The organism is Massilia phyllostachyos, assembly GCF_021044825.1.
Lineage (GTDB): Bacteria > Pseudomonadota > Gammaproteobacteria > Burkholderiales > Burkholderiaceae_D > Telluria > Telluria phyllostachyos.
The window spans coordinates 38,726-65,191 of sequence record NZ_JAJNOC010000003.1; the positions used below are offsets into that span (position 1 = coordinate 38,726).

Here is a 26,466-nt window from a genome sequence, read left to right on the forward strand (position 1 = left end):
TTTGGAGTTTCAAATGGCAATTAGCAAAGAAGAGTTCCTGGACGCAGTTGGCGCAATGTCGGTCATGGAACTGAACGACCTGGTCAAGGCTTTCGAAGAGAAGTTCGGCGTGTCGGCAGCTGCAATGGCAGCACCGGCAGCTGGCGGCGCCGCTGGCGGCGCAGCTGCTGCTGAAGAGCAGACCGAATTCAACGTCGTGCTGTCGGAAGTCGGCGCGAACAAGGTCGGCGTCATCAAGGCCGTCCGCGAAATCACCGGTCTGGGCCTGAAAGAAGCCAAGGACCTGGTCGACGGCGCACCGAAGACCGTGAAAGAAGCCCTGCCGAAGGCAGACGCCGAAGCCGCCAAGAAGAAGCTGGAAGAAGCTGGCGCCAAGGCCGAGCTGAAGTAATACATAGGCATTGGGCACTCATCGTAGTGCCCAGCGCGGGAGTCAAAGCTTTGCGGAACCTGCCGAAAGGGAGGGGATGCGGCTTTGGCTCTTTTGTCGTCCCTGCGTCAAACGTTTGCGCACGGTTCTGGCAAGCAACAAAGCAGTATCCGCAGCACCAAGCTTCAGAAATATCGTAACACAGCAGTACGGCTGTCTTAATCACTTGACGGGAACGTAGAGGCTTCAGGCCTTGCATGTGGTGCGACCACCACTGGCAATTCCTGAATTCTCATCCTTTCTGTCACTCACGGAGTGTCCATGCACTACTCATTTACTGAGAAGAAGCGCATTCGCAAGTCGTTCGCGAAGCGCGCCAACGTTCACAACGTTCCCTATCTTCTGGCTACCCAGCTCGAATCCTACGAGAATTTCCTGCAAGCGGACGCCGTTCCCTCCGTGCGCAAGAACGAAGGCCTGCAATCCGCCTTCAGCTCGATTTTCCCGATCGTGTCGCACAACGGTTTTGCGCGCCTCGAGTTCCTGTCCTATGTGCTGGGCGACCCCGCGTTCGACGTGAAAGAGTGCCAGCAGCGCGGCCTGACCTTCGCGTCGCCGCTGCGCGCCAAGGTGCGTCTGGTGATCCTGGACAAGGAATCGCCGACCAAGCCGGTCGTGAAGGAAATGAAAGAGCAGGAAGTGTACATGGGCGAACTGCCGCTGATGACCACGAACGGTTCGTTCGTCATCAACGGTACCGAGCGCGTCATCGTCTCGCAGCTGCACCGCTCGCCGGGCGTGTTCTTCGAACACGACCGCGGCAAGACGCACTCGTCCGGCAAACTGCTGTTCTCGGCCCGTATCATTCCTTACCGCGGCTCGTGGCTGGACTTCGAGTTCGACCCGAAGGACATCCTGTTCTTCCGCGTCGACCGCCGCCGCAAGATGCCGGTGACGATCCTGCTGAAGGCCATCGGCATGACGCCGGAACAGATCCTGGCGAACTTCTTCGTCTTCGACAATTTCACCCTCCGCAATGAAGGCGGCGAGCTGGAGTTCGTGTCCGAACGCCTGCGCGGCGAAGTCGCGCGCTTCGACATCGTCGATCCGAAGTCGGGCAAGACCATCGTCACCAAGGACAAGCGCATCAACGCCAAGCACGTGCGCGACATCGAGAACGCCGGCATCAAGTCGATCTCGGTGCCGGAAGACTACCTGCTGGGCCGCGTGCTGGCCAAGAACATCGTCGACCAGGACACCGGCGAAATCATCGCCGTGGCCAACGACGAGCTGACCGAAGAGCTGCTGGGTAAACTCCGCGACGCCTCCGTCAGCGACATCCAGACCCTGTACACCAACGACTTGGACCAGGGCGGCTACATCTCGCAGACCCTGCGCACCGACGACACCGCCGACCAGACCGCCGCGCGCGTGGCGATCTACCGCATGATGCGTCCTGGCGAACCGCCGACCGAGGAATCGGTCGAGGCGCTGTTCAACGGCCTGTTCTACATGCCGGAACGCTACGACCTGTCGGCCGTCGGCCGCATGAAGTTCAACCGCCGCATCGGCCGTGACGAACTGACCGGCGACATGACCCTGTCGAACGACGACATCCTGGCCGTGATCAAGATCCTGGTCGAGCTGCGCAATGGCCGCGGCGAAGTCGACGATATCGATCACCTGGGTAACCGCCGCGTGCGTTGCGTCGGCGAACTGGCTGAGAACCAGTTCCGTGCCGGCCTGGTGCGCGTGGAACGCGCCGTCAAGGAACGCCTCGGCCAGGCCGAAGCGGACAACCTGATGCCGCACGACCTGATCAACAGCAAGCCGATCTCGGCCGCGATCCGCGAATTCTTCGGCTCCTCGCAGCTGTCGCAGTTCATGGACCAGACCAACCCGCTGTCGGAAGTCACCCACAAGCGCCGCGTCTCGGCACTTGGCCCGGGCGGCCTGACCCGCGAACGTGCAGGCTTCGAGGTGCGCGACGTGCACCCGACCCACTACGGCCGCGTGTGCCCGATCGAAACGCCTGAAGGCCCGAACATCGGCCTGATCAACTCGCTGGCACTGTACGCCCGCCTGAACGAATACGGCTTCCTGGAAACCCCGTACCGCAAGGTCGAGGGTTCGAAGGTCACCGACCAGATCCACTACCTGTCGGCGATCGAAGAAGGCCGCTACATCATTGCGCAGGCGAATGCCGCGATCAATGAAGAGGGCCAGCTGGTCGACGAACTGGTGTCGGCGCGTGAAGCGGGCGAAACCATCCTGGTGTCGCCGGAACGCATCCAGTACATGGACGTGGCCCCGGGCCAGATCGTGTCGGTCGCAGCTTCGCTGATCCCGTTCCTCGAGCACGATGACGCGAACCGTGCACTGATGGGCGCCAACATGCAGCGCCAGGCCGTGCCTTGCCTGCGTCCGGAGAAAGCGGTCGTCGGTACCGGCATCGAGCGCACCGTGGCGGTCGACTCGGGCACCACCGTGCAAGCCCTGCGCGGCGGCGTGGTCGACTACATCGATGCGGGCCGTGTCGTGATTCGTGTGAACGATGACGAAGCACAGGCCGGCGAAGTCGGTGTGGACATCTACAACCTGATCAAGTACACCCGTTCGAACCAGAACACCAACATCAACCAGCGTCCGATCGTGCAAGTGGGCGATCGCGTGGCGCGCGGCGACGTCATCGCCGACGGCGCCTCGACCGACCTGGGCGAGCTGGCACTGGGCCAGAACATGCTGGTGGCCTTCATGCCGTGGAACGGTCTGAACTTCGAAGACTCGATCCTGATCTCGGAAAACGTGGTCAAGGACGACCGCTACACCTCGATCCACATCGAGGAACTGAGCGTCGTCGCACGTGATACGAAACTGGGCGCGGAAGAAATTACCCGCGACATCTCGAACCTGGCAGAAAACCAGCTGGCGCGCCTGGATGAATCGGGCATCGTCTACATCGGCGCCGAAGTGCAGGCCGGCGACGTGCTGGTCGGTAAGGTCACCCCGAAAGGCGAGACCCAGCTGACGCCGGAAGAGAAGCTGCTGCGCGCGATCTTCGGCGAAAAAGCGTCGGACGTGAAGGACACCTCGCTGCGCGTGCCTTCGGGCATGGTCGGCACCGTCATCGACGTGCAAGTGTTCACCCGCGAAGGCATCCAGCGCGACAAGCGCGCCCAGCAGATCATCGACGATGAGCTGAAGCGCTACCGCCTGGACCTGAACGACCAGATGCGTATCGTCGAAGGCGACGCCTTCCAGCGTCTGGAGCGTATGCTCGTCGGCAAGATCGTCAACGGCGGTCCGAAGAAGCTGGCGAAAGGTGCAGCGATCACCTCGGAATACCTGGCTGACCTGGACAAGTTCCACTGGTTCGACATCCGTCCGGCCGACGACGACACCGCGAACGCGCTGGAAGCGATCAAGGAATCGATCAACGAGAAGCGCCACCAGTTCGACCTGGCCTTCGAAGAGAAGCGCAAGAAGCTGACGCAAGGCGACGAGCTGCAGCCTGGCGTGCAGAAGATGGTCAAGGTCTACCTGGCCGTCAAGCGCCGCCTGCAGTCGGGCGACAAGATGGCGGGCCGCCACGGTAACAAGGGTGTGGTCTCGCGTATCGTCCCGGTCGAAGACATGCCGTTCATGGCCGATGGCCGTCCTGCGGACGTCGTGCTGAACCCGCTGGGCGTTCCGTCGCGTATGAACGTCGGTCAGATCCTGGAAACCCACCTCGGCTGGGCAGCGAAGGGCCTGGGCTGGCGCATCGGCGAAATGCTGGCCGCGCAAGCGAAGGCAGCGGACCTGCGCACCTTCCTGGGCAAGATCTACAACGAAACCGGCCGCAAGGAAGACCTGGACAACTTCAGCGATGAAGAAATCCTGAGCCTGGCGCACAACCTCAAGAACGGCGTGCCGTTCGCGACCCCGGTGTTCGACGGCGCCCACGAAGACGACATCCGCCGCATGCTGGATCTGGCGTTCCCGGACGACATCGCCGCCCACCTGGGCATGACGCCGTCGAAGAACCAGGTGTCGATGTTCGACGGCCGCACCGGCGAAGCGTTCGAGCGCAAGGTCACCGTCGGCTTCATGCACATGCTGAAGCTGCACCACCTGGTCGACGACAAGATGCACGCCCGTTCGACCGGCCCGTACTCGCTGGTGACGCAGCAGCCGCTGGGTGGTAAAGCCCAGTTCGGCGGCCAGCGCTTCGGTGAGATGGAGGTGTGGGCACTGGAGGCGTACGGCGCATCGTACGTGCTGCAGGAAATGCTGACCGTCAAGTCGGACGACGTGAACGGCCGTACCAAGGTCTACGAGAACCTGGTCAAGGGCGACCACGTGATCGACGCCGGCATGCCGGAATCGTTCAACGTGCTGGTGAAGGAAATCCGTTCGCTGGGTATCGACATCGATCTCGAGCGCAACTAAGCCAGCACGGCCGCCAGCCTTCGGGCTGGCCCGCGACCTTGGAATCGTCGCCCCGGCGCAGGCCGGGGCCCAATTTCAGCTGGTGAGCTGAGAAACTTGGATCCCGGCCTGCGCCGGGATGACGGTTTTAGGGGTAGGTGGGACAGCAAGCGCCGGCGAAAATCGGCGAGAACCTGGCGGTAGTAGTATTTAGTACAGAATCAATCACCTCTGGAGTGATACATGAAAGCACTGCTCGATCTATTCAAGCAAGTTCAGCAAAACGAGAGCTTCGACGCCATCAAGATTGGCCTGGCGTCGCCCGAAAAAATCCGTTCGTGGTCGTTCGGCGAAGTCAAGAAGCCGGAAACCATCAACTACCGCACCTTCAAGCCTGAGCGCGACGGCCTGTTCTGCGCCAAGATCTTTGGCCCGATCAAGGACTACGAATGCCTGTGCGGCAAATACAAGCGCCTGAAGCACCGCGGCGTGATCTGCGAGAAGTGCGGCGTCGAAGTCACGCTGGCCAAGGTGCGCCGTGAGCGCATGGGCCACATCGAGCTGGCCTCGCCGACCGCCCACATCTGGTTCCTGAAGTCGCTGCCGTCGCGCCTGGGCATGGTCCTGGACATGACCCTGCGCGATATCGAACGCGTGCTGTACTTCGAAGCATACGTCGTGACCGATCCGGGCATGACCCCGCTGAAGAAATGCCAGATCATGTCGGAAGACGACTACGCCGCCAAGTACGAAGAGTACGGCGACGACTTCACCGCATTCATGGGCGCCGAAGGCATCCGTGAACTGCTGCGCTCGATCGACATCCACCGCGATGCCGAAGCCCTGCGCGTCGAGCTGAAGGAATCGAAATCCGAAGCCAAGATCAAGAAATACGCCAAGCGCCTGAAAGTGCTCGAGGCGTTCCAGCGTTCGGGCATCAAGCCCGAGTGGATGATCATGGAAGTGCTCCCGGTCCTGCCGCCGGAGCTGCGTCCGCTCGTCCCGCTGGACGGCGGCCGTTTCGCGACCTCCGACCTGAACGACCTGTATCGCCGCGTCATCAACCGTAATAACCGCCTGAAGCGCCTGATGGAACTGCGCGCGCCGGAAATCATTACGCGTAACGAGAAGCGCATGCTGCAGGAAGCGGTCGACTCGCTGCTGGACAACGGCCGTCGCGGCAAGGCGATGACCGGCGCCAACAAGCGTCCGCTGAAGTCGCTGGCTGAAATGATCAAGGGTAAGGGCGGCCGCTTCCGTCAGAACCTGCTGGGCAAGCGCGTCGACTACTCGGGCCGTTCGGTCATCGTGGTCGGCCCGCAGCTGAAACTGCACCAGTGCGGCCTGCCGAAGCTGATGGCCCTGGAACTGTTCAAGCCCTTCATCTTCAACAAGCTGGAACTGATGGGTCTCGCGACCACCATCAAGGCCGCCAAGAAGCTGGTCGAAGTGCAGGAACCGGTGGTCTGGGACATCCTGGAAGAGGTCATCAAGGAACACCCGGTCATGCTGAACCGTGCGCCGACCCTGCACCGTCTCGGTATCCAGGCGTTCGAGCCGGTCCTGATCGAAGGCAAGGCGATCCAGCTGCACCCGCTGGTTTGCGCGGCGTTCAACGCCGACTTCGACGGTGACCAGATGGCAGTCCACGTCCCGCTGTCGATCGAAGCGCAGATGGAAGCCCGCACCCTGATGCTGGCTTCGAACAACATCCTGTTCCCGTCGAACGGCGAACCGTCGATCGTCCCGTCGCAGGATATCGTGCTGGGTCTGTACTACGCGACCCGCGAAGCGATCAACGCCAAGGGCGAAGGCATGCTGTTCCCGGACGTGTCGGAAGTCATCCGCGCGTACGACAACAAGGAAGTCGAGCTGGCGACCCGCATCACCGTGCGTATCGTGGAATTCCCGAAGAACGCCGCCGGCGAATTCGAGCAGACCGTGACCCGCTACGAGACCACCGTCGGCCGCGCCATCCTGTCCGAGATCCTGCCGAAGGGCCTGCCGTTCTCGGTGCTGAACCGCGCCCTGAAGAAGAAGGAAATCTCGAAGCTGATCAACACGTCGTTCCGCAAGTGCGGCCTGCGTGCGACCGTCGTCTTCGCGGACAAGCTGATGCAGTCGGGCTTCCGCCTGGCGACCCGCGCCGGCATCTCGATCGCCGTCGACGACATGCTGATCCCGGACGTCAAGAAGGGCATGATCGCGACCGCTGAAGCGGAAGTGAAGCAGATCGAGCAGCAGTACGCTTCGGGTCTGGTCACCGCCGGCGAGCGTTACAACAAGGTCGTCGACATCTGGGGCAAGACCTCGGACGAAGTCGGCAAGGCGATGATGGACCAGCTGAAAGTCGAGCCGGTCACCAAGCGCGACGGCACCGAAGGCACCCAGGAATCGTTCAACGCGATTTACATGATGGCCGACTCGGGCGCCCGTGGTTCGGCAGCCCAGATCCGCCAGCTGGCCGGTATGCGCGGCCTGATGGCCAAGCCTGACGGTTCGATCATCGAAACCCCGATTACCGCGAACTTCCGCGAAGGCCTGAACGTTCTGCAGTACTTCATCTCGACCCACGGCGCTCGTAAAGGTCTGGCGGATACGGCACTGAAGACCGCGAACTCGGGTTACCTGACCCGCCGCCTGGTCGACGTGACCCAGGATCTGGTGGTGATCGAGGATGATTGCGGCACCAGCAACGGCACGCACATGAAGGCGATGGTCGAAGGCGGTGAAGTCATCGAGCCGCTGCGCGACCGTATCCTCGGCCGCGTGACCGGTACCGACGTCGTCAACCCGGAAACCCAGGAAACCCTGTACGAAGCCGGCACCCTGCTGGACGAAGACATGGTCGAAGAGATCGAACGCGTCGGCATCGACGAAGTGAAGGTCCGCACCCCGCTGAACTGCGACACCCGCTACGGCCTGTGCGCCAAGTGCTACGGCCGTGACCTCGGCCGCGGCATGCTGGTGAACTCCGGCGAAGCAGTCGGCGTGGTGGCAGCGCAGTCGATCGGTGAGCCGGGTACCCAGCTGACCATGCGTACCTTCCACATCGGTGGCGCCGCATCGCGCGCCGCGGTGGCGTCGTCGGTCGAAGCGAAGTCGAACGGCACCGTCCGCTTCACCTCGACCATGCGTTACGTCACCAACGGCAAGGGCGTCCAGATCGTGATTTCGCGTTCCGGCGAAGTCCTGATCACCGACGACCACGGCCGTGAGCGCGAGCGCCACAAGGTGCCGTACGGCGCGAGCCTGATCGTCAAGGATGGCATGGCCGTGAAAGCCGGCACCGCCCTGGCGACCTGGGATCCGCTGACCCGTCCGATCATCACGGAATACGGCGGCACCATCAAGTTCGAAAACGTGGAAGAGGGCGTCACCGTCGCTCGCCAGGTGGACGAAGTGACCGGTCTGTCGACCCTGGTCGCGATCGATCCGAAGCGCCGCGGTTCGGGCAAGGTCCTGCGTCCGCAGGTCAAGCTGCTGAACGAAGAAGGCCAGGAAGTCAAGATCGCCGGCACCGAACACGCCGTGACGATCGGTTTCCAGGTCGGCGCGCTGATCATGGTCAAGGACGGTCAGCAAGCCACCGTGGGTGAAGTGCTGGCGCGTATCCCGACCGAATCGCAGAAGACCCGCGACATTACCGGTGGTCTGCCGCGCGTTGCCGAACTGTTCGAAGCACGTTCGCCGAAAGACGCGGGCATGCTGGCGGAAGTCACCGGTACCGTGGCCTTCGGTAAGGAGACCAAGGGTAAGCAGCGTCTGGAAATTACGGACATGGACGGCAACAAGCACGAGTTCCTGATCACCAAGGACAAGCAAGTGCTGGTCCACGATGGTCAAGTCGTGAACAAGGGCGAGATGATCGTCGACGGTCCGGCCGATCCGCAGGACATCCTGCGCCTGCTGGGTATCGAGGCGCTGGCCCGTTACATCGTCGACGAAGTGCAGGACGTGTACCGTCTGCAGGGCGTGAAGATCAACGACAAGCACATCGAGGTGATCGTTCGCCAGATGCTGCGCCGTGTCCAGATCACCGACGCCGGCGACACCGACTACATCGTCGGCGAGCAGGTGGAGCGTTCGGAACTGCTGGAAGAGAACGACAAGGTCAACGCCGTCGGCAAGCTGCCGGCACAGTACGAAAACGTGCTGCTGGGTATTACCAAGGCATCGCTGTCGACCGACTCGTTCATCTCGGCCGCATCGTTCCAGGAAACCACCCGCGTGCTGACCGAAGCGGCGATCATGGGCAAGCGCGACGGTCTGCGCGGCCTGAAGGAAAACGTCATCGTCGGCCGTCTGATTCCTGGCGGTACCGGTCTGGCATTCCACCGCGCCCGCAAGGAGAAGGAAGTGTGGGAGGCGGAAGAGCGCCAGGCACTGCTGCAGCAGGAGAAGGCCAATATGGCTGCCGAGCTGCAGGCGATGGAAGATCAGCAGAATGCTGTGGCTCCGGCGGAGCAGCATCAGGGTGAGGGCGAGTGATCGTCTGAGCTAGCTGGTAGTTGAATGAGACGGCACCTTCGGGTGCCGTTTTTTTATTCTTCTATATAGTCGAACTATTTAGCAAGTGTGTTCCGACGCAGTAAACAAATCCTATATATGTAAATTGCATAATGCGACTATTGCTATATAGACACTTCTACATGACGAGAGTAGACTTTAAGTACTTATTTCGACTGGGTGGCAACTGTGAAAGAACTGCGCTGGATACATCTAACAGATTTGCATGTTGGCCAATATTCTCAGGATTGGTTATGGCCAAATTTTAAAAACTTATTTTTCGATGACTTAGAACTACTTTGTCGGCAGATTGGTGGATTTGACCTCCTCATTTTTTCAGGCGACCTTACCCAGAAGGGTTCCGCCGAAGAGTACGACGCCCTAACGTCGGTCCTAAAAGACATATACGACAAACTTCAGGGATGGGGGGCAGTTCCTAAGTTTTTCGCGGTACCTGGCAATCACGATCTCGTAAGGCCAAACGGTGACTTGCCAGAGTCACTCTTGCTTAAACGATGGTGGGAGGAGCCTGCAGTACGCAAAACCTTCTGGAGTAATGACAAGAGTATCTATCGTCTACATCTCGTCAAAGCATTTGAAAACTATACTAAATGGTACGATGGGCTGGCTGCTGCGGGAATTCCGACTTTGGATACTCACAATGGTTTGCTTCCTGGAGATAAGTCTGCACGAGTCGAAATCAACGGTTTAAACGTTGGAGTTATTGGCTTAAACAGCACATTTCTACAAATAGATGGGGGTGATTACAACAATAAGCTTGAATTAGATCCTCGTCAATTGTTGGCGGTTACTGATGCCGACCCGACCAAATGGTGTGCTTCAAATGACGTTAACTTTTTAGTTACACATCATCCAGCAGCTTGGCTTGCACCTTCATCATTTGGGTCGTTTAACACTGAGATCTCGCCGCCTGGCCGATTCACAGCGCATCTCTTCGGTCATATGCACACAGCTGCTTCTTCGACTGTTTCACTAGGCGGTGGACCGACTCGTCGTAGCATTCAAGGGTGTTCAATCTTCGGCCTCGAACATCTACGAGACGGGACAACTGATAGACGTCACGGTTACTCTGCAGGAAGGATATTAATCCAATCTGATGAAACAGAGTGGAGGTTATGGCCTCGCGTGACGCATGTCCGACCCGACGGCGCACGCCAAATGATCCCCGACTATGATTTTGCCTTGGTCCCTGGCGAACAATATGCCACCGAGAGGACAGCAGCGTCACGCGATAAATCTGTTGGACTGTCGAGCCCAACGCTTTCTAAGATCTCTCCAGAATTAATCTTGACATCAATAGGAGAAGGAAGTACTCCATCCAATATATTGGATCAATGTCAATATGTAATTAAAGTACTCGAACATCATCTGGTTATTCGCAATACTGCCCAGCAAGCTTGTGCAACGGCGATTGCATTAGATCGGATGGTATGGCTTTGTACAGACTGGGGACTTGGCACAGACGGGTTTATTTATTCTTTCATAAAATTTACCGGACGCGCAAGTCATCCTATCTATAAAATCAGTCTGGGAAACTACACGAATCGGCAAGAATTCTTAATAAAGTTCTCTGAACAGTATGGGTGTTCATTCGCTGAATTTTGTCGCGATTTATTAAAGGTAGGCCCTGCCACATTGATATTTGATGACGCCCCCACCACAAGCGTTGCGCAAGCGGACACGATCGTTTTAGATGTTGAAGCTCTTGGGCAGATGGTTTTGGACTTCTGTCCACAAGTCGTAGTATTAGCTGTCACAAGGGTCCGACCTATGGGTGGACAACTAAGTCATGTTGAGCTAGCTCCATTAGACGAACCTGACACGCGTGCATACATCTTCGCACATCCCGAAGCGGCGAAGGATATCAAGAATTCCAGAGGTGTAAGCGAAATTTTCCGGATTACCGAAGGGGTACCAAATAAAATTGATAGGGTGCTGAAGACACTTCGGGTTGTAACTCTTCCAGAAATAGCACTTAACGGAATAGACCGTACAGACGATCAAAGGAAAAGCAAGGAAGAGGTACCGAGAGCATTATCAAGTGCGGTTTCAGCAATCTTAGAGTCTTCTGACCCATCAACGCAACGTACAGCCTTAATGCTGAAACTGTTGTGCATTTTGCCGCATGGAGAAACGCTGCAGAAAATTAAAAGATTTGATCCCCAAAAAGTATTCTATTCTCAACACGCTGAAGAGCTTTTGGACCGGGCTTTGATTGATGTAAAGACTAGTTTTGGAGTCATGAATAAGGGCGCTCAAACGAATTCGGAAGTTAGGCTCTTGAGCGTACCTGCACATGTACGCGATTATGTGCGCTCCCTTTTGAGCGAGCGTGAAGTTGAGGCCCTGATACGGAAAGCTATGGGGCTGTACTTTGAGCAACATAGAACGACTTCCCAGTGGAAGCTGCGCGCCCGGGAAGGCAAGAATTTGTCAGATGACGTAACGACTTTAGATAACGCGCATGAGCTGGCGCTTCGAACGTTGGTGCGTGCAGTAGACGCCAAGCATATCTCAAAAGCTAAATCGGCGCTTGCATTGGTTCAACTTTACTGCGGCGAATTGATGGCTGGTCGCCATTATCGTAGCTGTGCAGTTGCATGCGAGTCGATTCTTCGCGCTATTCAAGAGGACGTGGCAACATTTAGCAAGGAGATTTTATCTCTGCAATATTCGCTAGCCCGTTGTCTTAGAATGTTAGGCGAAAGTGAAAGAGCGAAATCACTATTTGAAGATTTGCGATTTAAAGAGTGGCCTAAAGAGATGAAGGTCTCTTTGTTACTCGACTATGCGCTCTGTCTCCAGGCGGATGGAGATCAAAATGCGATAACTGTTGCTAAAGAGTTGATTTCATTGTCTCCCAAATCCGGGTCTGCTATCCAAGCTAAAGCAATAATACTTGAGTTAGAAAATGAAGATGACGCTGGTACTCAACTTCTCAAGCTAGAGAATGAAGCCAAAAAGCGCGGCGCTTTAATAGTACGAAACAATCTAATTTTGTCGCGAGCTAATGATAGTGCAGATGATGATGAGATACTTGAAGCGTTAGAGGAAGTACTACAAACTTCGTTAAAAAGCAAGGATGCTTACAATGCTGGGCGAGCTTCAGTAAAAATAGCAACACTTATGCTTCGTCGAAAAGAAACACTTACAAATGAAGTATTAAATAGGTTGATGGCAACTTACCAATATTTCTACGGACAGCGTTTTGATAAATTGTTCGTTGATGCACATAAAGCTTTGTGGCAAGTTTTTGAGGAGAATGGGGATATTCCAAACCTGCTAAGTCTATTCAAGCATAGCTCATTTATATGGCGGTTGGGAGGAAACGAAGCTCGAGAAAAGCCTTATATTCAAAAGCTTTTAACGGAGGCTTCTCACATTCTAACAACTGACCTGCGAACGGCTGACCAAGAAACAGCCTATTTTGTCGCGCGAACGCGAAGCGCAAAAGATAGAATCAGTCAATGGTGAGCGGATCAAACGATTTGGTTAAGACGCCAGCAAACGAAAAGCGATAAGTTGAAGCTGCGCAGTTGGACGGCATTTACTTCACTTGTTGCACACTTAGTTGCGACGGAGGGGGCGTCGAATTTATTAGGCCATTGTTCGGCGATAAATAGGAAATTAACTTAAAACTAACGATGCTTGGGTGACGGTGAATGAGCCTTGAAAGGATTTTTTCCTCAGGCAAGGCTTAGGTCAGATGTGCGTTAATGACTGCAGCAGGAGAAAGCTACATGACTGACGAACAGCAGTTGATTGAAAATCAGCAGGATGTTGCAGTGGCTGGACACCATCCTAAGTAGTCACCCAAAATTTATCGTGAACTTGCTTCCGAAGCCGCTCATCAAGGACTGAACTTCGTCGAGTAGATCTGCGCCGTTCTTTGCAACGAAACGTCGCCAGTAATGCTTGGCGTGCTTCCACAGGATCTCGATGCGGTTAAGTTCGGGGCTGTAGGGCGGTAAATAGTACAGATACAGGCCATGCTTGGCCCACTGGCGCCGCTTTTTGTCTATCGGGGCGCCCTTGTGTATGCCGGCGTTGTCGATCAAGACGATTCGGGGAACCTTGTGCGGCTGAGCCGCAATCTGGTCGAGAACGCGATGACGTCGCCACGTGTCGTCGGCCGCTGCTGCGTCGTCCAGGTCAACAAGCCATCGTGACGCAATGCCCCAAGCACGTTTACGCGCTGCCGATGCGCGAGCGGTTCAACGGCGCGGGTCTGGCCGATTCTCCCCCATCCGTACTGCACCGGCGGGTTCGGACTGAAACCTGATTCGTCAAAATACAGCAGCTCGCACTGCCGCTCATGATCGAGGCGTGAGAGCGCGCCGATCACTTTGCTGGCGTGCTCGAACGTCTCTTGATTTCGCTTTTTTTTAAACTGTAGCGATAGCGCTTGTACGTGTAATCCATCTCCTTGAGGTACCTTTTGGCGGTGTTTTCGCTGATCGGCACCTGATCTTGGTTCTCCTTAATCTGGCGCAGCAGTGCACCCACAGTGCCGCCTTCGGATGCCGCCAACTCACCAAAAGCCTGCTGCTGCTGTGGCGTCCACTTTCTCGGTCGACCGGTATGACGTCCTTCGTACAACCCGGCCAGGCCAAGCTTGCACCACCGTTGCCGCCACTGCTCGACGCTGTTCAGATGTACGCCGAATTCATCAGCCGTCTTCTGAAGGTTAGGCCTTGGCTCAGGCGCAAAATCCCTTGGGCTCGCATGCGCGTCCGCGGGTGCGGATGAAAAACGCCCATTTCACGCAGCGTGCGCTGTTCGTCCACGGTCAACTCCAAGTGCTTCATCGCTCAACCCCTGCTGCATTGCCAATCTGACTTTGACAGCAAAAAATAGGCGACTACTTAGCGGGGGCGAGTGATCGACTGAACTGGCTTAATATCTGAAATGAAAATGGAACTCTGAAAGGTGCCGTTTTTTTTCAAAATAAAAAATTTGATTTGTCCAACTTATACTGATCAATATCTTTCTTTGGGCTGGTTAAGGCCGAAATACTGTGGCATTAAAAAATTAGACCATCGTAGATCTCAAGCTTATTAGCAATCGCATCATAATAAACTAAATGAATAATTACTAGGGCTTGTTGGGTGGTGTTCGGATCGGAAGATATGGAGCTTCTTTTGCTATTTAAAACACTTATTTAGCATACTGACCTCGATGATCTTGCTTTGGAACTGTTGCTGTTGAGTGGTTTTCGTGGACCGTTGGCGTGTTCAATGTTCTCGGCGCGTAGTTGATTTGAACGATTAAGTTAACTACTGGGAGAGCTAAAACGACTAAGGCCCAAAGAGTGCCTGCCACAATTAGCACATATGTCGTAGTCTTAACTGCATTGTGATATTCGTTTTCTCCAGCTTTGACGGTATGCCATTCGCTCTTCAAGACTGTTTGCGCAAATGCTAAAGCGCTTTCTAGCTTTTCAATAGCGGCATCTGCATCATTCTTTTTCCCCTCTAGATAATCTTGAGTCGAAACCATCATAATTTCAAGACGGCGTAAAAGTTCCTTGTGATTTTCTTGATTAGGGTTAAGTCTCAGTTTAACCTTGTGCAGAGTCTCAGCAGTGCCGTGCCTAGCCTCGGTAAATTTGGCTTGATCGAAATGAAACGCTGAATCAGAAAATTCAGAGCGCTTCTCTTCCATGGCCCGAGTCAATGTCCTGACATTTGAGAAAAGTCCTGCAAGCTCATCCCTCAAAGAGTCAATCCACTTCTGTCGAAACTCCGAAACCTTCACTTCCTTTGAGGCAATTAATGTAGATCTTGCAATTCCACCAGCTACAAGTGCAGCAGCAAAGGTCACTGCGGCAGGCAATAACGCCGAAATTTCTAAAGTCATTTCCCTACCCCCGTTTTAAGTTGATTAATATTATTAAATATAGCATTGTTGCCGGCGGGGTGACTCGTTAGTATGCGAACATCTGAATGTTCGTCCCCGCAGACGACATCGCGTTCCAGTGTACATACTTATAAAAGTCGTTGCAGCGAAATTGGCTCGTCCTACACATCAAATTCAAGCGTCCAGTTGCATGGCGCATCGATTACTTTCAATAGCGAGATGACCAGAGAAAGAGGCGAATACTTATGTTTTAGTCCGTCGCCTTCCTGGAATGGCTGATAGCTCTATGGACTTAAATTGATGCATGCTCGAAACGCAATGACGCAGTGCATTTCATTCCACAGTCACACATAGCCCGACGGATTACTGCTACGGACGCGCGATTGAAACGTTAAGCGGGCCGATCGTCAGCTGCCGATGAACCACGGCGACGTGTCCTGAATTTCGTGTCGGCACCCGCGAGCTGCCATACGGCTTGTCCTAGCATCGGGACCTGACACAGCGCATACGTCCTTCCAGGAGATCCGCTTATTTCACTAACGACGCTTTTTCCGAGCGAACCGAAGCCGCCGGCGCACACGACCGGGTGCAACGCAAATAGCTCGCATCGCACGCATCTAGCCGCTCCCGCTTGCGCTTCATGAAATCGCTCCGCTCCGCCGATCGCGCGGTTTCCGAGCGCATCTGGTTGGCGGTATGCGCAAGCGGATTCTTTTCTTCCCCTGCAAAGGTATCGAGCTCGGTCAACGTCCCCGCACGCTTCGCGCATTGCTGTTTATCGGCCGCGCACATCGATTTGCACATGGCTGTCTCTTCGGCGCGCGTGACCGGGGAGAGGAAAACCCCGAGGAGGGCGACGAGCAAGGTAAAACGCTTCATGTAAATTCCTTTTCACTGACAAGGCAGCCTTCGCAATTCGCTGCAAGCCGGAACGATGCCGGCGACATGCAACCCATTCTAGATCGCCCCCCCATGCCCAATGGCACCGCGATACAAGCAGCAACAATTTCACGCACTACGGGTAAAACCATCCACGCCGCCCTATGTGGCCCACCTAACTCATCCGTACGCCCTTCCCGTGTAATGACTGCTATGATTCGCCGCTGAATTATCGATATTTACACACCTTTGCCCAGCGAGCATCATGCCTTGGCCCTTTGATACGACACCGGATGCCTCCGGCGCATCCACCATCATGTCGACGATGGAGCGCCAGATGCGCGACTTTGCGTGGGAAATCACGCCGTTGGGTCCGGTGGCCGACTGGCCGAGCAGCCTGAAGCATGCCGTGCGGACCGTCCTCGATCTGCGCATGCCTGCCTACCTCGCCTGGGGCGACGATTACACGGCGATCTTCAACGACGCCTACATGCCGCTGCTCGGCGCGAAACTCGACGGCGCGCTGGGGGCCGATACGCGCGTGACCTGGGCCGAGGCCTGGCCGACCTTCGGCCCCCTGTGGGACCAGGTGCGCCAGGGTGCGACGTTCGGCCACGACGACTTTCCGCTCACCTTGAACCGCAACGGCTACCCTGAGCAGTGCTATTTCAGGCTCTCCTACAGCCCGATCTACGACGACCAGGGCAGGATCGGCGGCGTGCTCGCCACCGTGGTCGAGACCTCCAGGGCTGTGATGAGCGAGCGGTGCCAGATTTACCAGCTCGAGCTGGCCGACACCCTGCGCCGCGAGACCGCCTTCGGCCCCATGCTCAAGGCGACCATCCGCCTCACCAGCGAGTACTTCACCGGCGCCAACGTCGCCTACGTCGAACTCGACGAGGCCAAACGTATCTTCACGGTGAAGGAAGCGTGGAAGGATGGTGTCGAGACCGGCGCCGCGCAAGGCACTTTGCCACTCGACATGCTCGCTCCGAGCCAGCTGGAACAGTTGCGCAGCGGCGCCACCATCTGCATCGACGACGTCTCGACCGACCCCGAATGCGCCTCCGTCGCCGGCCCCTGCCTGATGCTGGGCATCCATTCGGTCATCGTCATCCCGCTCAAGGACGGCAACCGCCTGCATGGGGCCGGCTTCCTCTACCGGGACCATCCCTACCGCTGGACCGACGACGAACGTACCCTGGCCGAGGACCTGGCGCGCCGCACGTGGGAAGCGCTGCGCCGCATCCGCGCCGAGGAAGCGCTGCGCGAAGAAACGCGCATGCTCGAACTGCTGAACCGCGCCGGCAGCGTGCTGGCCTCGACGCTCGACATCGACACCCTGCTGCAGGCGATCACCGACGCCGCCACCGAACTGACCGGCGCCGAATTCGGCTCCTTCTTCTACAACGGCCAGGACGCCAACGGCGACGCTTACCTGCTGTACACGCTCAGCGGCGCGCCGCGCGAGGCCTTTACCCACCTCGGCCACCCGCGCCCGACCGCGATCTTCGCGCCCACCTTCAACGGCGGCGCGCCGATCCGCAGCGACGACATCACCAAGGACCCGCGCTACGGCGGCATGGGCCCGCACCACGGCATGCCCAAGGGCCACCTGCCGGTGCGCAGCTACCTGGCGGCCTCCGTGAGTTCGCGTTCGGGCGAGGTGCTGGGCGGCCTGTTCTTCGGTCATTCGCAGCCGAAGATGTTCGACGAGCGCACCGAGGAGCTGATCGCCGGCTTTGTGGCGCAGGCGGCGGTCGCGATCGACAACGCGCGCCTGTACGAGATGGCGCAGCGCGCCGCGCGCGAGCGCGAGGGCCTGCTGGCGAGCGAACGCGCCGCGCGCGCCGAGGCCGAGCGGCACAGCAAGATGAAGGACGAGTTCCTCGCCATGCTGGCGCACGAGCTGCGCAATCCCCTGGCGCCGATCACCAGCGCGGCCCAGCTGCTCAATATGCCGACCGTCGACGAGAAGCTGCGCCTGAAAGCCGGCAGCATCATCGCGCGCCAGGTGCGCCACATGACGGAGCTGGTCGACGATCTGCTCGACGTCTCGCGCGTCACCCGCGGCCTCGTCAAGCTGGAGAACGAGACGCTGGAGCTGAGCGCCGTGCTGCGCGCCGCCGTCGAGCAGGCGCGCCCGCACATCGAGGCGCGCGAGCATGTCCTCAGCGTGGAGGCGCCGCCGCAGGAGGTAGTCGTGGTGGGCGACCGCACGCGCCTGGTGCAGGTGCTGGTCAACCTCTTGAACAACGCGGCCAAGTACACGCCGCCGCGCGGCCGCATCGTGCTGCGCCTGGAGGCCGGCCTGGAGTCGGCGCGCATGACGGTCATCGACAACGGCGCCGGCATGGACGCCAAGCTGCTGCCGCACGTGTTCGACCTGTTCACGCAAGCCGAGCGCACGCCGGACCGCTCGCAGGGCGGCCTGGGCATCGGCCTGGCGCTGGTGAAGACCATCGTGCAGATGCACGGCGGCCAGGTCGAGGCGCACAGCGACGGGCCGAACCTGGGCGCGTCGGTGTCGGTGCTGCTGCCGCTGGCGGGGCTGGATGCGGCCAGTCCGCAGGCGCCCGCGCGCTTGCAAAGCAGGCGCCGCAACGCCGCGCCCTGCGTGCTCACCATCGTCGACGACAACGCCGACGCCGCGCAGTCGCTCGCCGTGCTGCTGCGCGAGCAGGGCCACACCGTGAACGTGTTCGAGGATGGCGTGCGCACCCTGGCCTCGAACGACATCGGCTCCACGCAAGCCTTCATTCTCGACATCGGCCTGCCCGACATGACCGGCTACGAGCTGGCGCGCCGCCTGCGCCGCGAGCACCGCGAAGCCACCTTCATCGCGCTCACCGGCTACGGCCAGGCGCGCGACCGCGACCTGTCGAAGCAGGCCGGCTTCGACCATCACCTGGTGAAGCCGGTGGAATTGCGCGCGCTGGCCGACATCCTGGCGCAGCTGGATTGCACGCCGCGCCGGGAAGCCGGCGTCGGAGGGGTGGCTCGAGGCGAGTTGACTTTGTTGCCATAACTCCGCACTATTCTCCTGTCCCCACATCCGTCCTGTCCTTCGTCCGTGTCCCGTAAAAAGAACAGTCGCCAGTGGGCGCGCCTGCGGATCCTGTGTGCCGGCGGCCTGCACCTGATGACCTTGATCCCCGATGCGCTGGAGCTGGTGCGCGAGCTGATTCCCAACAGCGCGTCCCAGCTGTTCCTGCTCGCGCAGCGCGCGCCGGAAGACGTGCAGGAAGCGAACGTGCTGGGCGTGCTGCCGCCGCCGAACGGCTACTTCTACAGCGACTCGGTCGACTTCGGCGTGAGCCCGCACGTGGCGCGGGCGCGTGCCCAGCACGTGCTGGAGGTGCGCCTCGGGTCGGCTGCCAGGCCGCTCGGCACCTTGACCCTGCTGCGCGACAGCGGCCCCGCCTTCGACAAGGACGACGAAGAGGACCTGGGCCGCGTCGCCAACTACTTCGACCACGCGCTGCGCCATGCGGCCGGCGCCGGCGCGGGCCTGTCGGGCGTGATCGAGGACGAAGCCATGCTGCTGGCGACCACCAGCGGCGACATCCTGTTCCTGAGCGATTCGGCCGGCGCGCTGCTCGGGCAGCTGGCCTCGCAGGAGCAGCAAGTGTTCGACCGCCGCACCCTGCCGCCGTTCTGCCTGCGCCTGGTGGAATCGGTGGTGTTCGGCGAACGCTATCCCTGGCGCCTGCCGGCCGGCACGCTCGAATTGGCCGGCGGCGTGCTGGAAGCGCGCGCGCAGTGGATGAGCGCCGGCTCGCACGACGCGCTGCACGGCCGCACCGTTGGCATCTTCCTGAAGTTCGTGGTGCCGATGCCGCTGCGGATCTGGCGCGCGCTGGGCAGCGTGGAGCTGTCGCCGCAGCAGATGGAAGTGGCGTTCTGGATGGGCCTGGGCGGCGGACGCGAAGCCGCGCGCTCGAACATGGACGTCAGCGACGCCGTGCTGCGCGACTGCGTCAAGGCGGTCTACGAGAAGTTCGGCTGCACCTCCGAAGCGGGCCTGAACGCCATCCTGCGTCCCGCCGTATCGCGCATGTAACCCCCGCTCGTCCGGGTTCTCCGGAACACCCCCCACCCGAGGGGATGGAATACACTTGCTTGGCTTTTTATTATCTAACCCGAATCCGGAAGGAGCTTGTCATGAATGTTCGCTGGATGTGCGCCCTTGTCCTGGGCGCGAGCTGCGCGGTCGCCAACGCCGCCGACACCAAGGTCACCCTGAAGATGGCCAACGAGAAGGGAGCGGGCGAAGACGTCGGCACCGTGACCATCAGCGAAACCGGCCACGGCCTGGTGTTCACGCCGATGCTGAAGGGCCTGCCGCCCGGCCTGCACGGCTTCCACGTGCATGAAAACGGCAGCTGCGGCCCGAACCAGAAGGACGGCAAGCCGGTGCCCGCGGGCGCGGCCGGCGGCCACATGGATCCGGCCAAGACCGGCAAGCACGGCCTGCCGTGGGGCGATGGGCACCTGGGCGACCTGCCGGCGCTGACGGTGGACGACAAGGGCATGGCAAGCAATCCGGTGCTGGCGCCGCGCCTCAAGAAGCTGGCCGACGTGAAGGGCAAGGCCCTGATGGTGCACGCGGGCGGCGACAACCATTCCGACCACCCGGCGCCGCTGGGCGGTGGCGGCGGGCGCATTGCCTGCGGCGTGATTCAGTAGCCATCCTTGATGCTGTCAGGGATGAAATAAAATTTCAAAAGCAAGGCAAAAACGAAATGAAATTTCACTCCCTGATGGCAGCGGCGCTGCTGTCCTTTTCCATGCAGAGCCACGCCGGCCTGATCCACCACTTCACGCTGAACGGCTCGCTGGCGGATTCTGCCGGCAGCACGTCGCTGGTGGCGCTGGGCGGCGAGCTGCGCGCCAATGACTACCTGTTCGGCGCCGACCAGGGCTTGCGCCTCGATGCGCGGCTGGGCGGCGTATACACCATCGACCTGCGCTTCCATTTCGACAGCCTCGCCACATATGGCCGCATCGTCGACTTCAAGAACCTGACCGGTGACAGCGGCTTCTACGCCGTTGGCGATGGACTGCGCCTCTACAGTGTCAGCAACGTCGGCGGACACCTGGATGCCGGCGTGGATAGCCGCCTGACCCTGACCCGCGACGCACAGAATATGTTCAAGGTGTATCAGAATGGAGAGCTGGTGGTCAGTGTGTCCGACACCAGCGGCATCGCCGACTTCGGCCAGAACGTCGCTCATTTTTTTCGTGACAACGACGGGACTAACTCCGGAGAAGCCAATCCCGGGGCGGTCGACTATATCCGGATTTACGACGTGGCCCTGAGCCTTGACGAAGTGCGGGCGTTGACGCCGCCGGATGCGCAAGTCGCGGAGCCTGGGCCGTTGGGGCTGATGGGCGTCGGGCTGGCGCTGTTGGGCTTCATTCGTCGCAGAGCGGACGGCAGGGCCGTCCACCCTACGAGGGTGTGAAAAATTCGTCTACAGCTGCGTTACTTCGTCTCGCCGTACTAGCGTACTGTCTTCGACTCGGCGCCTTGCCGTAGCCGTTTTTTCACACCCTCTACGGCAATTCGACTTGCGGCACCTCGGTCGCCTGCGCCGCGATGAACCCTTCGAGCGCATCGGTCACATCGTCGACCACACTCTTTCCCCACGCCTCTTCCATCAGCCGGTACTGCTGCTCGATCAGGGGCGCGATCTCGTCGATCAGCCGGTCGCCTTTCTCCCCCAGCCGCACCGTCACCCGGCGCGCATCCGCCGCCACGCGCTCGCGCGCCACCAGCCCCAGTTCTTCCATCCGCGCCAGCACCCCCGCCATGCTCGGGCTCAGGATCTGGCACAGCTCGCACAGCTCGCGCGGCTCCAGCTGGCCGTGCTCGTCGAGCGCGCGCAGGATGCGCCACTGCTGCTCGGTCACCCCGAAGTGGTTCAGCACCGGGCGAAAATGCGCCATCAGCGCCTCGCGCGCCTTCAGGAAGAGCTGTGGCAGGTTACGGTGGGTGATCCTGTAAGGCAAAGGCGCTCCGTTCCATCAAGCCGAGCTTGACTGACTAAGATATTAGTGATTAACTTGCGAACATATTAGCGAATATTCCGTTCGCTGGCTTCTTTTTCGTATGCGGCAAAGACCGTGATTATCCGAGACAGGCCCTCCGGCCTCAAGCTGTTCCTCCTGCTGCGCGGGTCAGTTCTGCTACGTATCCTGCCGACGCTGGCGGTCAACGTGGTGGTCGCCATCCTGGTCACCTGGTCGCACGGCGACCTGTGGGACCTGAAGATCACGCTCACCACCATTCCCTTCACCCTGATCGGCCTGCCGATCGCGATCTTCCTGGGTTTCCGGAACAACTCGGCCTACGACCGCTTCTGGGAAGGCCGCAAGCTGTGGGGCGAGCTGGTGCTGCGCAGCCGGAACCTGGCGCGCCAGTGCCTGGGCCTGGTCGACGGCGACGGCCCGGCGCGCATCCGGAACGGCCTGGACGACGTACGCGTGCGCATGGTGCTGCGCGCCATCGCCTTCTGCGGCGCCTTGCGTGACCAGCTGCGCCATCGCCCCGTCGACCCGCAGCTGGCCAGCCTCCTGCGGCCGTGCGAGTTCGAGGAGCTGGGCCGGCAGGCGAACCGCCCGGACTACCTGATGCGGCAGATGGGCCAGGACCTCGGCGCGTGCGTGCGCGACAAGCGCATCGATCCCTGCCTGGCCGCCAATATCGACACCACGCTGTCCGCCATGACGGCCGCCGCCGCGTCCTGCGAACGGATCAAGAACACGCCGATTCCCTTCTCCTACTCGGTGCTGCTGCATCGCACCGCCTACATATACTGCTTCCTGCTGCCCTTCGGCCTGGTCGATTCGATCGGTTTCATGACGCCGGTGGTGGTGGCCATCGTGGCCTACACCTTCTTCGGCCTGGACGCCCTCGGCGACGAGCTGGAAGAGCCGTTCGGGATGGAGCCCAACGACCTGCCGCTGGATGCGATCTGCCGCGTGATCGAGATCGACCTGCGCACCGCGCTCGGCGACGAGCAGGTTCCGCCGCCGCTGCAACCGGTCGATTTCACCTTGATGTAGCACGCTTTTCGAAGGACGCCCATGCACCACGACCAACACGTTCAACACGACCGCATCCGCCTGCCCGCCCTGCGCGAGCGGATCACCAGCGCCGCCGGCGCAGCCGAATGGATCAGGGACGGCATGACCGTCGGCATGAGCGGCTTCACCCGCGCCGGCGACGCCAAGGCGGTGCCGCTGGCGCTGGCCGACCGCGCGCGCCAGGAACCGCTGAAGATCACCCTGATCACCGGCGCGTCGCTCGGCAGCGACATCGACAAGACCCTGGCCGAATCCGGCGTGCTGGCGCGCCGCATGCCCTTCCAGGCCGACCCGGCGCTGCGGGCAGCGATCAACCGCGGCGAGGTGATGTTCGTCGACCAGCACCTGTCGGAAACCGTCGAACTGCTGCGCACGCGCCAGATCGCGCCGGTCGACGTGGCCGTGATCGAAGCGGTCGCCATCACCGAGACCGGCGCCATCATCCCGACCACCTCGGTCGGCAACAGCGCCAGCTTCGCGATCCTGGCCGAGAAGGTGATCGTCGAGATCAACCTGAGCCAGTCGCCGGCGCTGGAGGGCCTGCACGATATCTTCATTCCCAAGCACCGCCCGCAGCGCGAGCCGATGCCGCTCATGCACGTGGACGACCGCATCGGCACGCGCGCCATCGAGATCCCGCCCGAGAAGATCGTCGCCATCGTGATGACGGAAAAGCAGGACAGCGCCTCGACCATCCTGCCGCCCGATGCGGAGACCGCGGCGATCGCCGGCCACCTGATCGATTTCTTCAACGCCGAGATCGCGCAAGGACGCCTGACCGAGCGCCTGATGCCGATCCAGGCCGGCATCGGCACCATCGCCAACGCCGTGGTCAGCGGCTTGATCGACGGGCCGTTCAAGCACCTCACCATGTATTCGGAAGTGCTGCAGGACTCGACCTTCGAGCTGTTCGACGCGGGCAAGCTGGACTTCGCCTCGGGCTCTTCGATCACGCTGTCGGAAGCCAAGGCGCGCGAGGTGTTCGGCAACATCGAGCGCTACAAGGATCGCCTGGTGCTGCGGCCGCAGGAGGTCAGCAACCATCCGGAAGTGATCCGGCGTCTGGGCATCATCGCCATCAACACCGCGCTCGAATGCGACATCTACGGCAACGTGAACTCGACCCACGTGCAGGGCACCCACATGATGAACGGCATCGGCGGCTCGGGCGACTTCGCCCGCAACGCCTATTTAAGCGTGTTCGCCACCAAGTCACTGGCCAAGGGCGGCAGGATTTCGAGCATCGTGCCGATGGTGCCGCACGTCGATCACAACGAGCATGACGTCGACATCGTCGTCACCGAGATCGGCCTGGCCGACCTGCGCGGGCTGGCGCCACGCGAACGGGCGCAGCACATCATCGAGCACTGCGTGGCGGAGCCGTATCGGCAGATGCTGAAGGCGTATGTGGAAGAGGCGAACCAGGGGGGAGGGCAGACGCCGCATGTGTTGGAGAAGGCGTTCTCGTGGCATGTGCGGTATCGGGAGACGGGGTCGATGCTGCCGTAATGCTGGCAGAAATTGGGTTCCGGCCTTCGCCGGAACGACGGTGCTGAGAGTACCACTCAACCATGAGCCGTCATGCGCGCCACTGGCGCACATGACTCCCGGCGAAGGCCGGGATCCAAGTTCCCATCCGAAGCCGCTTACTTCGCCGCAGCACGCGCCTTCCCAAACGGATCCCCCGCCTTCCACTGCGGCGCCTTCGGCGCATCCGCCACCATCCGCCCCAGGTTCAGCGTGAACTGCGCCTGCTGCACCATCCCCGCCAGGTCCCAGTTCGGATCATACTCATCCGACACCTGGTGATAGCGCGCGCGATACGCCGCCTGCTTGGCGTTGCTGGCCTCCACATCCTTCACCCAGCCATGCCCCGCCCCGACCGAGAACGCCGGCACGCCCGCCTTGGCGAAGCTGAAGTGATCGCTGCGGAAGTAGCCGCCCGCCAGGTCCGGACGCGAAGGCGCGACGGTGAGGCCCATGCGCTTGGCGGTGCTCGCGGCCATCGCGCCCAGGTCGGTGCGCTCGCTGCCCGGCGTCGACACATCCTTTACCAGCCCCACGAAGTTCAGGCTGTCCAGGTTCAGGTTGGCCACCGTCTTCTCGATCGGCCACAGCGGCTTGGCGGCGTAGGCCGCGCTGCCCAGCAGGCCCTGCTCCTCGGCCGCCACCCACAGGAACATCTGGCTGCGCTTGGCCGGGTTGCGCACGGCTTCCTGGGCCATGGCCAAGAGCGCCGCGGTGCCCGAGGCATTGTCGACGGCGCCGTTGAAGATGGTGTCGCCCTCGGTTCCCTGCTTGCCCATGTGGTCCCAGTGGGCGCTGTAGATCACGACTTCATCCTTCAGCTTCGGATCGGTGCCCGGCACCACGCCCGCCACGTTGAACTCGTTCAGCGTACGCACCTCGGCGCGCGCCTCGCCCTTCACGCGCGCATTCAGCGCGACCGGCTTGAAGTCCTTGCTTTCGGCGGCCGCACGCAGCTTGTCGAGATCCTGGCCGCCGGCCGCGAACAGCTTGCGCGCCGTGGCGTCGGTCATCCAGCCCTGCAGGCCGGTGCCCAGCTTGCCCTCGGCCAGCTGGAAGCGCTCGGCGTTGGCCCAGCTGTTCTGCACCACGCTCCAGCCGTAGGAGGCCGAGGCGTCGGTGTGGATCAGGAGGACGCCGGCCGCGCCCTGGCGCGCCGCTTCTTCCAGTTTATAAGTCCAGCGGCCGTAGTAGGTCAGGCCGTCGCCGTTGAAGCGCTTCGGTTCCGCCGCGGTCGGCTTCGGATCGTTCACCATCATCACCAGCACCTTGCCCTTCAGGTCCTGGCCCTTGTAGTCGTCCCAGCCGCCTTCTTCCGGCGCCTGGATGCCGTAGCCGACGAAGACCATCTCGGCATCGAGCGTGTGGTCGGCCTGGGCGTCGCCCGGACCCCAGACCCAGTCGGGACCGAACTGCAGCGCCAGCGCCTGGCCGCCGGCGACCAGCCCAATGCTGCTCTTGGCGGGCAGCGAGCGCACGCCGGCGATCTTGACCGGCTGGCGGAAGCTGCCGTTGTTGGCAGGCTGCAGGCCGGCCGCGGCGGCTTGCGTCTCGAGATAGGTGACGGTCAGCTCGCCGCCGCGCTGGCCGGTGCCGCGGCCTTCGACGGCGTCGGACGACAGGAAGGCCAGGTGGGCGCGCAGCGGCGCTTCCTTGACGGTGGCGGCGGGCGCCTTGCCGGCGGCGTGGGCCGGGTAGGCCACGGCAAGGCCGGCTGCGAGGGCGGTGAGGGCAAGGGAGGAGACGATCTTGTACATGGAATCCTGCTGCATGGTTGATGGGGTTGGCGCACCGGGTGC

15 protein-coding genes and 1 pseudogene are annotated in these 26,466 nt (G+C 60.3%); 10 read left to right on the plus strand and 6 right to left on the minus strand.

Going from position 1 to position 26,466, the window contains the following annotated elements; genetic code table 11:
- The first annotated feature begins 13 nt into the window (after window positions 1-13).
- The 4 genes from rplL to LQ564_RS11185 all read left to right on the plus strand — a co-directional run bounded on the left by rplL (window position 14) and on the right by LQ564_RS11185 (window position 12,784).
- Window positions 14-391: a 50S ribosomal protein L7/L12 gene (rplL, locus tag LQ564_RS11170; RefSeq protein WP_211518321.1), complete on the plus strand. Its 378-nt coding sequence runs from the start codon at window positions 14-16 to the stop codon at window positions 389-391.
- Between the two features lie 300 nt (window positions 392-691).
- Entirely contained in the window at window positions 692-4,801 is a 4,110-nt protein-coding gene (rpoB, locus tag LQ564_RS11175) for a DNA-directed RNA polymerase subunit beta (protein WP_231058189.1), read from the plus strand.
- 222 nt (window positions 4,802-5,023) lie between these two features.
- Window positions 5,024-9,271, plus strand: a complete 4,248-nt coding sequence (gene rpoC, locus LQ564_RS11180; RefSeq protein WP_231058190.1) for a DNA-directed RNA polymerase subunit beta' — start codon at window positions 5,024-5,026, stop codon at window positions 9,269-9,271.
- Window positions 9,272-9,478: 207 nt separating this feature from the next.
- A complete protein-coding gene (locus tag LQ564_RS11185) occupies window positions 9,479-12,784 on the plus strand; it encodes a metallophosphoesterase (protein WP_231058191.1) in 3,306 nt (1,101 codons plus the stop codon).
- A 335-nt stretch (window positions 12,785-13,119) separates the two neighbouring features.
- On the opposite strand, the pseudogene LQ564_RS26020 reads toward LQ564_RS11185, so the two are convergent.
- From LQ564_RS26020 to LQ564_RS11210, 4 genes and pseudogenes are all read right to left on the minus strand, one after another.
- A pseudogene (locus tag LQ564_RS26020) lies at window positions 13,120-13,655 on the minus strand (IS630 family transposase).
- Window positions 13,652-13,963, minus strand: a complete 312-nt coding sequence (locus LQ564_RS11200; RefSeq protein WP_269143522.1) for a helix-turn-helix domain-containing protein — start codon at window positions 13,961-13,963, stop codon at window positions 13,652-13,654. The pseudogene LQ564_RS26020 and the gene LQ564_RS11200 overlap by 4 nt, the downstream one beginning before the upstream one ends.
- A gap of 504 nt (window positions 13,964-14,467) precedes the next feature.
- Window positions 14,468-15,169 (minus strand): hypothetical protein, encoded by a 702-nt coding sequence (locus LQ564_RS11205; protein ID WP_231058195.1) that lies wholly within the window; start codon window positions 15,167-15,169, stop codon window positions 14,468-14,470.
- A gap of 528 nt (window positions 15,170-15,697) precedes the next feature.
- Window positions 15,698-16,048 carry a hypothetical protein gene (locus LQ564_RS11210; protein WP_231058196.1) on the minus strand — a complete coding sequence of 117 codons (351 nt, stop codon included), beginning with the start codon at window positions 16,046-16,048 and terminating at the stop codon, window positions 15,698-15,700.
- A 265-nt stretch (window positions 16,049-16,313) separates the two neighbouring features.
- Here LQ564_RS11210 and LQ564_RS11215 point away from each other — a divergent pair, with 265 nt between their 5' ends.
- The 4 genes from LQ564_RS11215 (at window position 16,314) to LQ564_RS11230 (ending at window position 21,516) form a co-directional block, all read left to right on the plus strand.
- On the plus strand, window positions 16,314-19,076 hold the full coding sequence (locus LQ564_RS11215; RefSeq protein WP_231058197.1) for a GAF domain-containing protein: 2,763 nt from the start codon (window positions 16,314-16,316) through the stop codon (window positions 19,074-19,076).
- Window positions 19,077-19,190: 114 nt separating this feature from the next.
- Entirely contained in the window at window positions 19,191-20,111 is a 921-nt protein-coding gene (locus tag LQ564_RS11220; RefSeq protein WP_231058198.1) for a helix-turn-helix transcriptional regulator, read from the plus strand.
- A 101-nt stretch (window positions 20,112-20,212) separates the two neighbouring features.
- Window positions 20,213-20,737 carry a superoxide dismutase family protein gene (gene sodC / locus LQ564_RS11225; protein WP_231058199.1) on the plus strand — a complete coding sequence of 175 codons (525 nt, stop codon included), beginning with the start codon at window positions 20,213-20,215 and terminating at the stop codon, window positions 20,735-20,737.
- A gap of 56 nt (window positions 20,738-20,793) precedes the next feature.
- A complete protein-coding gene (locus LQ564_RS11230) occupies window positions 20,794-21,516 on the plus strand; it encodes a LamG-like jellyroll fold domain-containing protein (RefSeq protein ID WP_231058200.1) in 723 nt (240 codons plus the stop codon).
- Between the two features lie 91 nt (window positions 21,517-21,607).
- Here the strand turns inward: LQ564_RS11230 and hpaR are convergent, their stop codons facing one another.
- Window positions 21,608-22,063, minus strand: coding sequence for a homoprotocatechuate degradation operon regulator HpaR (gene hpaR / locus LQ564_RS11235; protein WP_231058201.1), 456 nt, complete (start codon window positions 22,061-22,063; stop codon window positions 21,608-21,610).
- Between the two features lie 114 nt (window positions 22,064-22,177).
- On the opposite strand from hpaR, the gene LQ564_RS11240 reads away from it, so the two are divergent.
- Complete coding sequence (locus LQ564_RS11240; protein WP_231058202.1) at window positions 22,178-23,119, plus strand: bestrophin family protein; 942 nt, start codon at window positions 22,178-22,180, stop codon at window positions 23,117-23,119.
- Between the two features lie 21 nt (window positions 23,120-23,140).
- Entirely contained in the window at window positions 23,141-24,649 is a 1,509-nt protein-coding gene (scpC, locus tag LQ564_RS11245; RefSeq protein WP_231058203.1) for a succinyl-CoA:acetate CoA-transferase ScpC, read from the plus strand.
- Between the two features lie 137 nt (window positions 24,650-24,786).
- Here the strand turns inward: scpC and LQ564_RS11250 are convergent, their stop codons facing one another.
- Window positions 24,787-26,424 (minus strand): M28 family peptidase, encoded by a 1,638-nt coding sequence (locus LQ564_RS11250; protein WP_231058204.1) that lies wholly within the window; start codon window positions 26,422-26,424, stop codon window positions 24,787-24,789.
- Window positions 26,425-26,466 lie beyond the last annotated feature (42 nt).

What these genes read in the sequence shown, in the direction of transcription:
- rpoC (WP_231058190.1), top strand. Translation starts at nt 5,024, where the DNA reads ATGAAAGCACTGCTCGATCTATTCAAGCAAGTTCAGCAAAACGAGAGC.
- LQ564_RS11205 (WP_231058195.1), bottom strand. Translation starts at nt 15,169, where the DNA reads ATGACTTTAGAAATTTCGGCGTTATTGCCTGCCGCAGTGACCTTTGCT.
- LQ564_RS11230 (WP_231058200.1), top strand. Translation starts at nt 20,794, where the DNA reads ATGAAATTTCACTCCCTGATGGCAGCGGCGCTGCTGTCCTTTTCCATG.
- LQ564_RS11215 (WP_231058197.1), top strand. Translation starts at nt 16,314, where the DNA reads ATGCCTTGGCCCTTTGATACGACACCGGATGCCTCCGGCGCATCCACC.
- scpC (WP_231058203.1), top strand. Translation starts at nt 23,141, where the DNA reads ATGCACCACGACCAACACGTTCAACACGACCGCATCCGCCTGCCCGCC.
- rpoB (WP_231058189.1), top strand. Translation starts at nt 692, where the DNA reads ATGCACTACTCATTTACTGAGAAGAAGCGCATTCGCAAGTCGTTCGCG.
- LQ564_RS11210 (WP_231058196.1), bottom strand. Translation starts at nt 16,048, where the DNA reads ATGAAGCGTTTTACCTTGCTCGTCGCCCTCCTCGGGGTTTTCCTCTCC.
- LQ564_RS11250 (WP_231058204.1), bottom strand. Translation starts at nt 26,424, where the DNA reads ATGTACAAGATCGTCTCCTCCCTTGCCCTCACCGCCCTCGCAGCCGGC.
- sodC (WP_231058199.1), top strand. Translation starts at nt 20,213, where the DNA reads ATGAATGTTCGCTGGATGTGCGCCCTTGTCCTGGGCGCGAGCTGCGCG.
- LQ564_RS11220 (WP_231058198.1), top strand. Translation starts at nt 19,191, where the DNA reads ATGACCTTGATCCCCGATGCGCTGGAGCTGGTGCGCGAGCTGATTCCC.
- rplL (WP_211518321.1), top strand. Translation starts at nt 14, where the DNA reads ATGGCAATTAGCAAAGAAGAGTTCCTGGACGCAGTTGGCGCAATGTCG.